We start from the raw sequence: 13,705 nt of genomic DNA on the forward strand, positions 1-13,705 counted from the left end.
TTACCGCCATTCCTCATTTGGCGGGATAGCACACGGCTGCACCCCAACCCGCCTTAGAGGCGGGTTTTGTTTGTTCCGTCTCCAGGGCCTTTAAAAACCAGGAGACACCCCATGAGCACGTGCCCCGCCCCGTCTACCGCTGATACGGCATTGCTTGAACACTATGTGAAAAAGATCCTCGCCGCGCCGGTCTATGACCTCGCGGTGCGCACGCCCCTGCAAGCCGCACCGGCACTCTCGGCAATGCTCGGCAACCAGGTGCTGCTCAAGCGTGAAGACCTGCAACCGACCTTTTCCTTCAAGATTCGCGGCGCTTACAACAAGCTGGTGCAGCTTACCGGCGCGCAGAAAGCGCGCGGTGTGGTGACGGCGTCGGCGGGTAACCATGCGCAAGGCGTGGCACTGGCGGCGAAGACGCTGGGGCTCCAGGCGCGGATCGTGATGCCGTGCAGTACGCCGGAATTGAAGGTGCTGGGCGTGCGCTCCCGGGGCGCCGAAGCGGTGCTGCACGGCGAGAGCTTCCCGTTTGCCCTGGCCCATGCGCTGCAACTGGCCGAGATGTCCCGCTGCACCTTCGTCTCGCCCTTCGATGACCCGGAGGTGATCGCCGGCCAGGGCACGGTGGCCATGGAAATCCTGCGCCAGCAACAAGGTCCGTTGGACGCGATCTTCGTGCCCGTGGGCGGCGGTGGCCTGATCGCCGGCATTGCGGCCTACGTCAAATACCTGCGGCCCGAGGTGCGCATCATCGGGGTCGAACCCGAAGGCTCCAGTTGCCTGCTCGCCGCACTGCGGGCCGGGGAGCGGGTGGTGTTGCCGAGTGTCGACGGGTTCGCCGATGGCACCGCGGTCGCGCAGATCGGCGCCTATGGCTTTGAGATCTGCCGCGATTGGGTCGACGAAGTGATCACCGTCAGCAATGACGAACTGTGCAGCGCGATGAAGTTGATCTATGACGATACACGTTCCATCACCGAACCTTCCGGTGCGCTGGCGGTGGCGGGGGTTCGCAAGTACGTGGCCAGTCGTGGGGTGAGTGGACAGACCTTGGTCGCGGTTAACTCAGGTGCAAATATCAACTTTGATAGTTTGCGATATGTTGCTGAAAGAGTGGCGGCACAAGCTGCAGTTTAATTCGAAGCGTGGGGTTAAACGATTAATCGAAGCGGTTCGACGATGATTTAACTGGGGTGACCTAAGCTATATAAATTCCTACATTGCTTATGAAGAAAAGTTACAACAAAAACGGAATTTGCCGAGTAGGCTGGTAAAGGTAAGCGTCTTCCAGGGCTGGCGAGACGTGGCAGGCACGGGCCTGCAGATCTATAACAATCGATTGGCAAGTCTCAAAAAAGGAGAGGTTGGCCATGCTTTCGGAATTAGAACTTCGCAGCATTATTGAAGGAAGTTTCCTGCCTAAACGGTGCGAATGCACCAAAGCCGAAGATGCTTCGCTGACGATCAAGGTCTACGACGACCGCGACCGTGACCGGGTGGATTTGGAAGTCAAAGGTATAAACGCCGACAAACTCGACAGCAGTCGAGCTATTTGCAACCTGATCACCGGGTTGCGTGAAGACCTCAAGCACAGCCATGCACCTGTCCAGCAGCGGGCTGGAGGGCGCGGTTACTACTGATCGTTGGTCATGAACGGTGGGCCTGGTAAATGCCAGGCCCAATGCTGTTTACGTTCGCCCATCAATTCTGGAAATCGCAGGCTTCGGACATTTTCCGGTAGCTCACGTCTTCCACTTTGCCCGCTTTGTCCAGGAACTTGATATCCGCCTTGATGACTTTGCAGTCGCTGGTTGGGGTTTCGTTCATGGCCAGGACCTTGGCAATGTTCATCGGCATGCCGTAATGGTAAGGCACGGGTTTGACCGACTGGGTTTGATCGTCAGCCCGGGCCAGGCCCGACACTGCCGCCAGCGCCAGGGCGCCGCCGAGCATTAAGGTGTGCAGTTTCATGGTGGTGCTCCGCAAGTGAGTGGAATTTCACTCTCGACTTGCGGGATTAACCATCGATTAATTTTTCCCTGGCTGACAAAACCTTCATCCAAGCTGCTGGCGATACGGCAAGTCCGGCCCGGTCTTGCCGCACGTCAGTGCCGCAGCGCGGATGGCGAAGCCGAGCATGGCGTCGATCTGCGCGCGGGTCAGTTGTTGCAGGCCTTCCACCGAGTCCAATTGGTGCTCGGTCAGCCAGGCAATCAATGCGGCCTGGAAGGTATCCCCGGCACCCACGGTATCCGCCATCACCACGCGCTGTGCCGGTTGCGACCAGGTGCCATGCTGACGGCTGAACACACTGGCGCCATCGCCGCCACGGGTGAGGAACACCAGTTGGCAACGGTGTTGCAGCCAGCCTTGCAGCACGCTTTCCGGCGACTGGCCGGGGTAGAGCAGGTGCAGGTCTTCGTCGCTGACCTTGATCAGGTCGGCATGCTGGGCCAAATCGGCGACACGGTCGCGCCACAGCTGGATATCCGGCTGCGGATTAAGGCGCACGTTGGGGTCGAGGCTGATCAGGCGCTTGCCGCTTTCGCGCTTGACCAGGTTCAGCAGGGTGTCGCCGATCGGTTGCACCACCAGCGAGAACGAACCGATATGCAGGCCGCGAATATCAGGCCCCAGCGCCGGCAGGTGGGCGACTTCCAGCAGTCGGTCGGCGCAGCCTTCACCCCGGAAGTTGTACTGCGGTGAACCGTCGGCGCCCACGGCGACCATCGACAAGGTGGTCGGCGCGGCGAACTCCACCAGGAACTGCTCGCTGACGCCTTCATCCCTGAGCACGTGCAACAGCCGGCGCCCGAGGAAGTCGCTGGACAGGCCGCCGAACAGCCCGGCCTCGACGCCCAGGCGGCGCAAACCCACCGCGACGTTGAACGGTGAACCGCCGGCAATTGCCTTGTAAGTGACCTTGGAGGCCTGCCCGCTGGCATCTTCCTCGCTGAAAAAATCAAACAGCGCTTCACCACACACCAGATACATAGTCGTTCGCTCTTAAAGGGTTGCCACGTGCTGTTGATAGCGCTCGTAAGCCAGTTGGTAGGCGCTGACATTGGCCGCCACCGGCAGGGTACGGCTGGCGAGGTCGACGCTCACGCATTTGTCGCACAGGCTGGCCAGGGACTCGCCGGGCTGGTTCCACGCCGCCTGGATCGCCGCGCCCAGGGCGGCGGCTTCGCTTTGTTCGGTGCAGATCACTTCGGTGTTCATGATATCGGCGACCATCTGCCGCCACACCGGGCTTTTCGAACCACCGCCGATCAGGCGGATGCTCTGGCTTTGAAGGCCGGTGTGGCGTAGCAGGTCGAGACCGTAGCGCAGGCCGAACGTGGTGCCTTCGACCACCGCGCGGCACAGGTTGGCACGGGTCAGGTTGGTCATGGTCAGCCCATGCAGGCTGCCGGTGGCGTGGGGCAGGGCGGGTACGCGTTCGCCGTTGAGGAACGGCAGCATGCTGACGCCATCGGCGCCAATCGGGGCTTGCTCGACCAGTGCGTTGAAGGCGTTGAGGTCCAGCTCGAACAACTCGCGAATCACCCCGGTAGCGTTGGTCAGGTTCATGGTGCAGATCAACGGCAGCCAGCCGCCGCTGGATGAGCAGAACGTGGCGACCGACGCCTGGGGGCTGACATTGGGCTGGTCGGCGAAGGCATACACGGTGCCGGATGAGCCCAGGCTCATGGTGATCACGCCGGGGGCGATATTGCCCGTGCCGATGGCACCCATCATGTTGTCGCCGCCGCCGCTGGACACCCTGGCATTGGGGTTGATGCCCAGGCGTTCGGCGATGGCCGGCAGGATCGTGCCTACGCTTTGATCGGCTTCGATCAATGTCGGCAGCGCAGCTTCGAGACGGCCGCTGGGGTCGATGTGCTTGAGCAGTGCCCTATCCCAGGTGCGGGTGCGCACGTTGAAGTAACCGGTGCCCGAGGCATCGCCGTATTCCGCGACCGCGCGGCCGGTGAGCCAGTAGTTGAGGTAGTCGTGGGGCAGCAGCACATGGGCGATGCGCGCGAACACATCCGGGTGCTGCTCGCGGGTCCACAGCAGTTTCGACACGGTGTAGCCCGGCGCAATCGCCACGCCCAGGCGTTCCAGCGAGCCGCTTTCGCCGCCCAGGTAGGCCAGCAGGCGCTCGTTCTCCGGCGCGGTTTCGGTGTCGCACCACAGCTTGGCCGGGCGCAGCACCTGGCCGCTGTCATCCAGCAACACCAGGCCGTGCTGCTGGCCGGATACGCCGATGCCGAGGATGTCCTGGCCGTCCACGCCGGCCTGTTGCAAGGCGCGGTGGGTGGCTTCGGTAAAGGCGTCCAGCCATTCCTGGGTGTGCTGCTCGCGACGGCCATTGGCGCCGCTGATCAGGGTGTGCGCGGCGGCGCCCAGGCCCAGCACCTTGCCGCTGGACGCGTCGAGGACGATGGCCTTGGTGCCTTGGGTGCCGCAGTCGATGCCGAGGAACAGGTTTTGCTGGGTCATGAGGGTGTGCTCAGCGGTGTTATTTTTTTGGATTGGCAACCCGGTCCAGTGTGGGAGGGGGCTTGCTGTGGTGAGTGGGGCTTGTCCCCCGACGGGTTCACCACAGATTTGTGGGCTGCTTCGCAGCCTGGCGCGGGGCAAGCCCGCTCACCACAGCAAGCCCGTACCACAGCAAGCCCCCTCCCGCACTTAAATCGGTTTCTTCAGGAGGTGCTTCAGGGTAGCGGTTACGCCTTTGTCACGCAGGCTCCCATAGCACCGCTCGAACGCTGCCACAAACTCAGGCGAGTTGGGAATAGCCGTACCGAAAATCTCTTCCACTGCCAGCAACCGCTGGCTGATCAACCCATCATCGCTCACCAGCCCCTGGCAGAACTCCGCACGCGGGTCGGGGATTTTATAGCTCACGCCATTCTCATCCACGCCCTTCAAATACAAGGCCCAGGCCGCAACGACCAGCGCCGCACGCTCGGTCTCACGGCCGTCGGCAATCAGGCGGTTGATGGTTGGCACGGTGAACTTGGGAAACTTCGACGAGCCGTCCGAACACACCCGCTCCAGCTGGTCGGCAATCGCCTGGTTGGAGAAGCGGTCCACCAGGGTCTGCTTGTAGTCGGTCAGGTCGATGCCCGGTACCGGCGCCAGGTTCGGCGTGACGTCGAGGTCCATGTAGGCGCGCATGTAGGCCACGAACAGCGGGTCGTTCATGGTCTCGTGTACAAACCGATAACCCTTGAGAAACCCCAGGTAGGTCAGGGCCAGGTGGCTGCCGTTGAGCAGGCCGATCTTCATCTCTTCATAGGGCGTCACATCGTCGGTGAACTGCACGCCGACCTTTTCCCACGCCGGGCGGCCGTTGACGAATTTGTCTTCCAGCACCCACTGCACAAAGGGTTCGCAGACAACTGGCCAGGCATCGTCGATGCCGTGTTCATCGTGCAGTTGCAGGCGGTGGGCGGTGCTGGTCATCGGCGTGATGCGGTCGACCATGGCGTTCGGGAAGCTCACATGGGCCTTGATCCAGTCATGCAGCTCGGCATCGTGCAGGGCGGCGAACGCCAGCAGTGCCTTGCGCGTGACAGCGCCATTGTGGGGCAGGTTATCGCAGGACATCACGGTAAACGCCGGGATGCCGGCCGCGCGGCGCTGGGTCAATGCCGCGCAGATAAAACCGAACACGGTTTTTGGCGACGACGGATGAGCCAGGTCGTGCTGGATCTGCGGCAGGTGGGCCATGAATTCGCCGTTGCTGTCGTCGATGCAGTAGCCGCCTTCGGTGATGGTCAGCGAGACGATACGAATGGCGGGGCTGGCCAGTTTGTCGATCAATGCCTGGGCGCCGTCTTCGGCCAGCAGCATGTCGCTGATCGAACCGATCACGCGCACTTCGGTGTCGTCGGTGTCGCCCAGTTCGTACAGGGTGAACAGGTAGTCCTGGCCGGCCAGGTCATCGCGGGCCTTGCGGTCCTCGCTGCGCAGGCCGACGCCGCAGATGCTCCAGTCCAGGCCCTCGCCGGTGTTCATCAGTGCATCGGTGTAATACGCCTGGTGCGCGCGGTGGAAGCCGCCGACGCCGATATGGGCGATACCCTGGGAGGTACTCGCAATGGCGTAGGCCGGCAGTTTGATTTCCGGCGCCAGTTGGGTGAGGTTCTGTTTATTCAGTTTCATCACAAATCTCGCAAATCAGGCGGCAGCGCGCAGTGGACGGGCCACAGCCACGCCGTCGGTGTCGAACAGATGGCAGTGCGCCGGATCCAGGTGCAGGTGCAGCGTCTCGCCATACTGGCTGGCCATATCACCGCGAATCCGCATGGTCAGCGGCTCGCCATTCGAGGTGATGACGTGGCAGAAGGTGTCGCTTCCCAGGCGCTCGCCGACGTCGGCCGTCACCGTAAGGGTGGTTTGCCCAGGCGACGCGATTTCCAGGTGCTCCGGACGAATGCCCAGGGTCACCGCGCTGCCCACGCTCAAGCTGGCGCCGCTGAGCGGCAGGCTGATCAGGGTGCCGGCGTCCAGCTGCACCTCACAGCCCTGGCCGTCGACGCGGGTGACCTTGCCCTTGAGGAAGCCCATTTTCGGCGTGCCGAGAAAACCCGCCACAAACAGGTTGGCCGGCTGGTGATAGAGCTCCAGCGGCGAGCCGACCTGCTCGATGCGGCCGCTGTTGAGCACCACTACCTTGTCGGCCAGGGTCATGGCTTCGACCTGGTCATGGGTCACGTAGATCATGGTCGCTTGCAGCTCTTTGTGCAGGCGCGCCAGTTCCAGGCGCATCTGCACGCGCAGGGCGGCGTCGAGGTTGGACAGCGGTTCGTCGAACAGGAAAATCTTCGGGTTGCGCACGATGGCGCGGCCGATCGCCACGCGCTGGCGCTGGCCACCGGAGAGTTGCTTGGGCTTGCGCTCCAGCAGCGGGCCCAGTTCGAGGATGCGCGCCGCTTCGTTGACCTTGCTCTCCACCAGCTGCTTGTCGACGCCGGCCAGGTCCAGGGCAAACGACATGTTTTTTCGCACGCTCATATGTGGATACAGCGCGTAAGTCTGGAACACCATGGCCAGGTCGCGTTTGGCTGGGGTCACTTCGGTGATGTCGCGGCCATCCAGTTCGATGGTGCCTTCGGTGACTTCTTCCAGGCCGGCGATCAGGCGCAGCAGGGTGGATTTACCGCAGCCCGAGGGGCCGACGAACACCACGAATTCCTTGTCGTTCACTTCCAGGTCGATGCCCTTGATGATCGAGAAACCTTCGAAGCCTTTTTGCAGATTCTTGATTTTGAGGTTGGCCATGATGGGCCCTCCGCTAGAAATTATTATTTAACTGCGCCGAAGGACAAACCGCGCACCAGCTGTTTCTGGCTGATCCAGCCAAAGATCAGGATCGGCGCACAGGCCAGGGTCGAGACGGCAGACAATTTGGCCCAGAACAAGCCTTCGGGGCTGGAGTAGGAGGCGATCAGCGCGGTCAAGGGCGCGGCGTTGGACGAGGTCAGGTTCAGCGACCAGAAGGCCTCGTTCCAGCACAGGATCAGCGACAGCAGCACCGTGGAGGCCAGGCCGCCTTTGGCGATCGGCAGCAGCACCCGGACCATTTCCTGCCACAGCGTGGCGCCGTCCAGGCGCGCGGCTTCGAGGATGTCCTTGGGGATGTCCTTGAAATAGGTGTAAACCATCCAGACCACGATCGGCAGGTTGATCAGGGTGTAGATGATGATCAGCGCGATGCGCGTATCCAGCAGGCCAAAGCTCTTGGCCAGCAGGTAGATGGGCATCAGCACGCCCACGGGCGGCAGCATCTTGGTGGAGAGCATCCACAGCAGCGTGCTCTTGGTGCGTTTGGTTTCGTAGAACGCCATGGAGTAGGCGGCCGGCACCGAAATCAGCAGGCACAGGGCGGTGGCGCTGAATGAAATCAGCACCGAGTTCCAGGCATAGCTGAAGTAGTTGCTGCGCTCGTTGATGTGCAGGTAGTTCTCCAGGGTCGGCGTGAAGATGAACTGCGGCGGCGTGGCGAACGCGTCGATTTCGGTCTTGAAGCTGGTCAGCACCATCCAGAAGATCGGGAAGAAAATCAGGATCGCGATGGCCCAGGCCAGGGTGCCGAGCAACAGGCTTTGCAGGCGGCGGGATTGTTGAAGCGTCATGGCGCGGCCCTCAAGGTTTGTCAGTCAGGTTTTTGCCGATCATCCGCACCAGGATGATCGCCGCGATATTGGCGATGACCACGGCGATCAAGCCGCCGGCCGAGGCCATGCCCACGTCGAACTGCACCAATGCCTGGTTGTAGATCAGGTAGGCGAGGTTGGTCGAGGCGTAGCCGGGGCCACCGTTGGTGGTGGTGAAGATTTCGGCGAATACCGAGAGCAGGAAGATGGTCTCGATCATCACCACCACGGCAATCGGGCGGGCCAGGTGGGGCAGGGTCAAGTGCCAGAAAATCGCGATGGCGCCGGCACCGTCCAGGCGTGCGGCTTCCTTCTGTTCCTGGTCGAGGGACTGCATGGCGGTCATCAGCAGCAGGATGGCGAACGGCAGCCATTGCCACGACACAATGATGATGATCGACAGCAACGGGTAGTGCGCCAGCCAGTCCACCGGCTCGGCGCCGAAGAACTTCCACACGGCGGCGAGAATCCCCGACACCGGGTGGAAAATCAGGTTCTTCCAGATCAGCGCACCGACGGTGGGCATGATGAAGAACGGCGAAATCAACAGCACCCGGACGATGCCGCGCCCCAGAAACTCACTGGCCTCCAGCAGGGCACTGATCAACACGCCGAACACCACGCTGATCAGCAGCACGCTGCCCACCAGCAACAACGTATTGGTGGCGCCGGGCAGGAAACCCGAGTCGGTGATGAAGTAGGTGAAGTTCTCCAGCCCCACGAATTGGTTCTCGCCGGGGTAGAGCAGGTTGTAGCGGATCAGTGAAAAGTACAGGGTCATGCCCAGCGGCACGATCATCCACAGCAGCAGCAGGGCGACCGAGGGCGTGACGAGGAACCAGCCGGGGTTGGCCAGGCGGTTTTTGGCGGATGTATTCATGATAATCAAGGCCAGTCAGGTACAGGTGCGCAAAACCCCTGTAGGAGCGAGCTTGCTCGCGAAGGTATTTCAGGCGCATTGCGGCGTCGGATGTACCTTTTTCGCGAGCAAGCTCGCTCCTACAGGATCGGGGGTTACTTGGGGTAACCGGCCCGCTTCATTTCCCGCTCGGTGGTGGTCTGCGCCGCAGTCAATGCCGCATCGACCGTCTGCTGACCGGTCAGCGCACCCGAGAAGAACTTGCCGACCTGGGTGCCAATCGCCTGGAACTCGGGAATGGTCACCAACTGGATACCGATATACGGCACCGGCTTGAGGGTCGGCTTGGTCGGGTCGGCGACTTTCAGCGATTCCAGGGTCACCTTGGCGAACGGCGCGGCCTTCATGTACTCGTCGCTGTAGGTCGACTTGCGCGTACCTGGCGGCACGTTGGCAACGCCGTCGGTCTTGGCGACCAAGGCACCGTATTCCTTGGAGGTGGCCCAACTGGTGAACACCTTGGCGGCGTCCTTGGCCTTGGAGCTGGTCGGGATCGCCAGGCTCCAGGAGTACAGCCACGACGTGCCTTTGTCGGTTTTTTCGTGGGGGGCAAAGGTGAAGCCCACATGGTCGGCCACTTTGCTTTGGGTCTTGTCGGTGACGAACGATCCGGCGACGCTGGCATCGACCCAGATCGCGCACTTGCCGCTGTTGAACAGCGCCAGGTTTTCGTTGAAACCGTTGCTGGAAGCACCCGGCGGGCCGGATTTCTTCATGTTGTCGACGTAGAAGTTCAGCGCGTCCTTCCACTCGGGGCCGTTGAATTCAGGCTGCCACTTTTCATCGAACCAGCGCGCACCGTAGCCGTTGGCCAGGGTGGTGATCAGCGCCATGTTCTCGCCCCAACCGGCTTTGCCGCGCAGGCACAGGCCGTATTGCTCTTTGCTCTTGTCGGTGAGTTTGGCCGCGAATTCGCCGATCTGGCTCCAGGTCGGGTGCTCGGGCATGCTCAGCCCGGCGTCCTTGAACAGGTCGGTGCGGTAATAGGTGATCGAGCTTTCCGCATAGAACGGCAGGGCGTACAGCGAACCCTTGACCGACAAACCGTCACGCACGGAAGGGAATACGTCGTCGAGGTCGTAGGACGCCGGCAGGTCCTTCATCGGTTCCAGCCAACCCTTGGTGCCCCAGAGTGCGGCTTCGTACATGCCGATGGTCAACACATCGAACTGCCCGCCCTGGGTGGCGATGTCAGTGGTCAGGCGTTGGCGCAGCACGTTTTCTTCCAGCACCACCCAGTTCAGCTTGATTTCCGGATGCTCGGCCTCGAAGGTTTTCGAGAGCTTCTGCATGCGGATCATGTCGCTGTTGTTGACGGTGGCAATGGTCAGGGTTTGCGCGCCAAGGCTGACGGCGCTGAGGGTCATACAGGTACAGGCAAGCAGAGCTTTTGCTGTGAACTTCATCGCGCACTCCATTTCCGCGCCCAGGGGCTACGGAAGGACAGTTATTGTTGTTGTGTCTTCCTGCAGGGAGTCAGGAAGAGTGTGCGTTGATTACAGCCTTCAAATGGGGTTGTGACAAATCCTTGGGAACACTTGGACTGATACTTTTTTGCACTCGGTGATCGTGCCCATGCTTACCTGGGAACGATCTCCATTAGGCCAGGTTCTGCTCGGTCAAGCGTTGTACCGCCAGGCGGCGGTAGTGAGAGGGGGTCATACCCTTGAGTTGCTGAAAGCGCCGGTTGAAGTTGGAGATGTTGTTGAAGCCCGACTCGAAACACACGTCCGTCACGGCTTTATCACCGTCAGCCAGCAATTCGCAGGATTTGCTGATGCGCAGCCGATTGACGAATTCGATAAACGTGCGCCCGGTCGCCTGCTTGAACACCCGGGAAAAGTACGTCGGCTTCATCCCCAGGTGTTCCGCCACTTCCTCCAGGGGCAACTCGCGCGCGTAGTGGGCGAAAATGTAGTCCACCGCGCGGTTGGTGCGGTCGATGCTGTGTTCATCCGCCAATTGCGGCGTGGTGACGCCGGACAGCAACTGGTAGTCCTCACAGCTGCTCAACACTTCCAGCAAGATAAAGAAATGCCCCAGGCGCGCCATACCCTGGGCGTCTTCGATACGTTGCATCAGGGTCATGGCCTGGGCGATGGTTTTTTTGCAGCGGAACTCGATGCCGGACTGCGCGCGCTCCAGCAACGGTGCCAGCATTTTCAGTTCGGTAAAAATGTGGCTGCCCTGCTCGAACAGCTCATCGGTGAAGTTCACCAGCATGTCGCGCTTGGGCACCACTTCGTCTTCCTCCACCTGGCTGATCCAGTTGTGGGGCAGGTTGGGCCCCGTGAGGAACAGGCTTTCCGGATAGAAGTTGCCGATGTAGTCGCCGATAAACACCTTGCCGGAACTGGCGACGATCAGGTGCAGTTCGTATTCCTTATGGAAATGCCAGCGCACCAGCGGGCAGGGGAAACCATGCTGGCGATAGATGATGGACAGGCCGTTGTGATCGTCCATCAGCTCGTAGGAAGGGTCGGTGATTCGCGTTGCTCGGGTCATGCTGCCGTCGCTTTATTGTGGTTGCTGCTGGGGATAATGCCCCCTCACGCACGACCTCGCCAGCGCCGCGGTTTACAGGCTACGGTTTTTCGCCTCGATCCACTGGGACATGTACTGCGTACTTTTATGCGCATGGTGGCGCAGCATGCTGCCGGTGAAGTTGCTGCGGCGATGGGCGGCGAGGTGGCTGCGGCAGTGTTGCAGGCACTCCACCAGTGCCGGCCCGTGGACAGTGCGGTCATAACGGCCGGCAATCAGTTGGTGCCCATCCTGCTGGGCCTGGGTCCAGCGTTCGCGATCCTGGTAGAGCGCCACGGCCGCCGCCGCCAGGGTGTCGGCGCATTGCTCGATGGCGCCGGGCCATGGCCGCTCGTCGCCCATGGCCTCGGCGCCGATGGGGGTGGTGATATTGGGGGTGCCGCACAGCATCGCATCGGCCAGCTTGCCCTTGATACCCGCGCCAAAGCGCAGGGGGGCCAGGCAGATGCGCGCGGCGCTCATCACTTGCAGGGCATCTTCGGCCCAGTTCATCACATGAAAGCCCTGCGCCGGGTTGTGCAGGGCGGTGGCCTTGGGCGGGGTGTAGGCGCCGTAGATATGCAGCTGGGCACCGGGCAATTGCTGGCGAATCAATGGCCAGACGCTGTTCTTCATCCACAGTACGGCGTCCCAGTTCGGCGCATGGCGGAAGTTACCGATGCTGAGGAAGTGCGCACGCTCTTCGAACGGTACGAAGGCCTCGGTTGGCGGCGTCATCATCAGCGGGCACCAGTGGAGCAGGGCGGCGGGCAGCTTGAACTGTTCGGTGAGCAGGCGGATTTCCACGTCGGAGATCATCAGGCTGATGTCGCAGCGGTAAATCGCGGCGATTTCGCGCTTGGCCAGGTCGGTGTCGGCCATCAGTTGGAATTCCTCCTCCAGGGCCGGGGCGAACAGCGCGCTGAAGTCGTCGCTGCCCGGCTGGGCCTTGAGGTGCGCCTTGAGGCGCTGCTGACGGGCGTCGCGCAGGCTTTGCAGGTCGGAGGTTTCCAGCACACGCAGGGCGTCGGGGCAACACTTCTCTACGCGCCAGCCAAACTGTTCTTCCATCATGAAACGGTCGAACAGCACGATGTCCGGGGCCAACTCGCGGATAAAATCGTCGAAGCTGCTGTTATTGAGCTCGATCGCGCATTCGGCGATGCCCAGCGCCAGCAGGTCGGCCTTGTGCTCGCCCAGTGCTGCCGGGCTGCTGAAGGTAATATCCCAACCTTGTGTAAGAAAAGTTTCGAGAATCTGCATCATGTGCCCGCCCGCGGCCGAGGAACGGGGCTCCGGCCAGACATAACCAGTGACCAGGACTTTGGTGGCGGGCTGATTCATCGACAACGGTTTCCTTGGAGGGCAGGCGCAAAGCGCGCAATTAAACCACAACCGTGTGGCATGACAATTTGTGTCTGGCGGTAGGTAGCCACGGTACTTTGTGGTTAACTTCCGCCTCTCGAATTCGTTTAACCAAAACCCAGCATAAGGATTCTGTTCATGGCTCAAGTCACTCTTCGCGGTAACCCTGTCCAGGTTGAAGGCGAATTGCCGAAAGTCGGCTCTGAAGCAGCAGACTTCACCCTGACCGCCGGCGACCTGTCGGATGCAACCCTGGCTACCTTTGCCGGCAAGCGCAAAGTGCTGAACATCTTCCCAAGCGTCGACACCCCGACCTGCGCCACGTCGGTACGCAAGTTCAACGCCCAGGCCAACGAGCTGAACAACGCCGTCGTACTGTGCATCTCCACCGACCTGCCATTCGCCCAGGCGCGTTTCTGCGGCGCCGAAGGCCTGGAAAACGTGAAGAACCTGTCGGACTTCCGTGACCCTGGTTTCGCCGTCGATTACGGCGTAGCGATTACCGATGGCCCGCTCAAGGGCCTGACCGCCCGTGCGGTCGTGGTGCTGGACGAAAACAACACCGTGCTGCACAGCGAACTGGTTTCGGAAATCGGCCAGGAGCCGAACTACGAAGCGGCCCTGGCTGTTTTGAAGTAACTGTTGCGGCGCGTTACTGTCGTTTTGCAGTAACACCCGTAAGACATGATTGCGGCCTGGCCTAGTCCAGGCCGTTTTCATTTGTGGCTCAGACGTTTAGCGAAATAGC

Annotated in this window: 13 protein-coding genes; 3 read left to right on the plus strand and 10 right to left on the minus strand. The window is 61.3% G+C overall.

Translation table 11 applies throughout. The features are described 5' to 3' along the window. The first annotated feature begins 111 nt into the window (after positions 1-111). Both ilvA and BB029_RS25410 read left to right on the plus strand, forming a co-directional pair. Positions 112-1,134: a threonine ammonia-lyase, biosynthetic gene (gene ilvA, locus BB029_RS25405; protein ID WP_083236490.1), complete on the plus strand. Its 1,023-nt coding sequence runs from the start codon at positions 112-114 to the stop codon at positions 1,132-1,134. A gap of 233 nt (positions 1,135-1,367) precedes the next feature. Continuing rightward, positions 1,368-1,637 carry a DUF1652 domain-containing protein gene (locus tag BB029_RS25410; protein WP_027606409.1) on the plus strand — a complete coding sequence of 90 codons (270 nt, stop codon included), beginning with the start codon at positions 1,368-1,370 and terminating at the stop codon, positions 1,635-1,637. Positions 1,638-1,698: 61 nt separating this feature from the next. Here BB029_RS25410 and BB029_RS25415 read toward each other — a convergent pair whose 3' ends face one another. The 10 genes from BB029_RS25415 to BB029_RS25460 all read right to left on the minus strand — a co-directional run bounded on the left by BB029_RS25415 (position 1,699) and on the right by BB029_RS25460 (position 12,936). Then, positions 1,699-1,968 (minus strand): DUF2790 domain-containing protein, encoded by a 270-nt coding sequence (locus BB029_RS25415; RefSeq protein WP_065941265.1) that lies wholly within the window; start codon positions 1,966-1,968, stop codon positions 1,699-1,701. Between the two features lie 84 nt (positions 1,969-2,052). Next, positions 2,053-2,991 (minus strand): carbohydrate kinase, encoded by a 939-nt coding sequence (locus BB029_RS25420; RefSeq protein ID WP_065941266.1) that lies wholly within the window; start codon positions 2,989-2,991, stop codon positions 2,053-2,055. Between the two features lie 12 nt (positions 2,992-3,003). Next, complete coding sequence (gene xylB, locus BB029_RS25425; RefSeq protein ID WP_065941267.1) at positions 3,004-4,485, minus strand: xylulokinase; 1,482 nt, start codon at positions 4,483-4,485, stop codon at positions 3,004-3,006. A gap of 189 nt (positions 4,486-4,674) precedes the next feature. Next, a complete protein-coding gene (locus tag BB029_RS25430) occupies positions 4,675-6,156 on the minus strand; it encodes a mannitol dehydrogenase family protein (protein ID WP_065941268.1) in 1,482 nt (493 codons plus the stop codon). Between the two features lie 15 nt (positions 6,157-6,171). After that, positions 6,172-7,275 (minus strand): ABC transporter ATP-binding protein, encoded by a 1,104-nt coding sequence (locus tag BB029_RS25435; RefSeq protein ID WP_065941269.1) that lies wholly within the window; start codon positions 7,273-7,275, stop codon positions 6,172-6,174. Positions 7,276-7,298: 23 nt separating this feature from the next. Beyond that, positions 7,299-8,129 (minus strand): carbohydrate ABC transporter permease, encoded by an 831-nt coding sequence (locus tag BB029_RS25440; protein ID WP_027606403.1) that lies wholly within the window; start codon positions 8,127-8,129, stop codon positions 7,299-7,301. Between the two features lie 10 nt (positions 8,130-8,139). After that, on the minus strand, positions 8,140-9,030 hold the full coding sequence (locus tag BB029_RS25445; RefSeq protein ID WP_051429369.1) for a carbohydrate ABC transporter permease: 891 nt from the start codon (positions 9,028-9,030) through the stop codon (positions 8,140-8,142). Between the two features lie 134 nt (positions 9,031-9,164). Further along, complete coding sequence (locus tag BB029_RS25450) at positions 9,165-10,475, minus strand: sugar ABC transporter substrate-binding protein (RefSeq protein WP_065941270.1); 1,311 nt, start codon at positions 10,473-10,475, stop codon at positions 9,165-9,167. Between the two features lie 193 nt (positions 10,476-10,668). Further along, entirely contained in the window at positions 10,669-11,574 is a 906-nt protein-coding gene (locus BB029_RS25455; protein WP_065941271.1) for an AraC family transcriptional regulator, read from the minus strand. A 72-nt stretch (positions 11,575-11,646) separates the two neighbouring features. Next, positions 11,647-12,936 carry a glycosyltransferase gene (locus tag BB029_RS25460; RefSeq protein WP_065941272.1) on the minus strand — a complete coding sequence of 430 codons (1,290 nt, stop codon included), beginning with the start codon at positions 12,934-12,936 and terminating at the stop codon, positions 11,647-11,649. Between the two features lie 159 nt (positions 12,937-13,095). On the opposite strand from BB029_RS25460, the gene tpx reads away from it, so the two are divergent. Next, a complete protein-coding gene (gene tpx, locus BB029_RS25465; protein ID WP_065927848.1) occupies positions 13,096-13,596 on the plus strand; it encodes a thiol peroxidase in 501 nt (166 codons plus the stop codon). Positions 13,597-13,705: the final 109 nt, after the last annotated feature.

The sequence above is a fragment of the Pseudomonas sp. S3E12 genome (assembly GCF_001702295.1).
GTDB lineage: Bacteria > Pseudomonadota > Gammaproteobacteria > Pseudomonadales > Pseudomonadaceae > Aquipseudomonas > Aquipseudomonas marginalis.

Excerpts from the sequence above, each read along its gene's own strand:
- BB029_RS25445 (WP_051429369.1), bottom strand. The coding sequence starts at position 9,030 with ATGAATACATCCGCCAAAAACCGCCTGGCCAACCCCGGCTGGTTCCTC.
- BB029_RS25440 (WP_027606403.1), bottom strand. The coding sequence starts at position 8,129 with ATGACGCTTCAACAATCCCGCCGCCTGCAAAGCCTGTTGCTCGGCACC.
- BB029_RS25460 (WP_065941272.1), bottom strand. The coding sequence starts at position 12,936 with ATGAATCAGCCCGCCACCAAAGTCCTGGTCACTGGTTATGTCTGGCCG.
- BB029_RS25430 (WP_065941268.1), bottom strand. The coding sequence starts at position 6,156 with ATGAAACTGAATAAACAGAACCTCACCCAACTGGCGCCGGAAATCAAA.
- ilvA (WP_083236490.1), top strand. The coding sequence starts at position 112 with ATGAGCACGTGCCCCGCCCCGTCTACCGCTGATACGGCATTGCTTGAA.
- BB029_RS25455 (WP_065941271.1), bottom strand. The coding sequence starts at position 11,574 with ATGACCCGAGCAACGCGAATCACCGACCCTTCCTACGAGCTGATGGAC.
- BB029_RS25450 (WP_065941270.1), bottom strand. The coding sequence starts at position 10,475 with ATGAAGTTCACAGCAAAAGCTCTGCTTGCCTGTACCTGTATGACCCTC.
- xylB (WP_065941267.1), bottom strand. The coding sequence starts at position 4,485 with ATGACCCAGCAAAACCTGTTCCTCGGCATCGACTGCGGCACCCAAGGC.
- BB029_RS25410 (WP_027606409.1), top strand. The coding sequence starts at position 1,368 with ATGCTTTCGGAATTAGAACTTCGCAGCATTATTGAAGGAAGTTTCCTG.
- BB029_RS25420 (WP_065941266.1), bottom strand. The coding sequence starts at position 2,991 with ATGTATCTGGTGTGTGGTGAAGCGCTGTTTGATTTTTTCAGCGAGGAA.
- tpx (WP_065927848.1), top strand. The coding sequence starts at position 13,096 with ATGGCTCAAGTCACTCTTCGCGGTAACCCTGTCCAGGTTGAAGGCGAA.
- BB029_RS25435 (WP_065941269.1), bottom strand. The coding sequence starts at position 7,275 with ATGGCCAACCTCAAAATCAAGAATCTGCAAAAAGGCTTCGAAGGTTTC.
- BB029_RS25415 (WP_065941265.1), bottom strand. The coding sequence starts at position 1,968 with ATGAAACTGCACACCTTAATGCTCGGCGGCGCCCTGGCGCTGGCGGCA.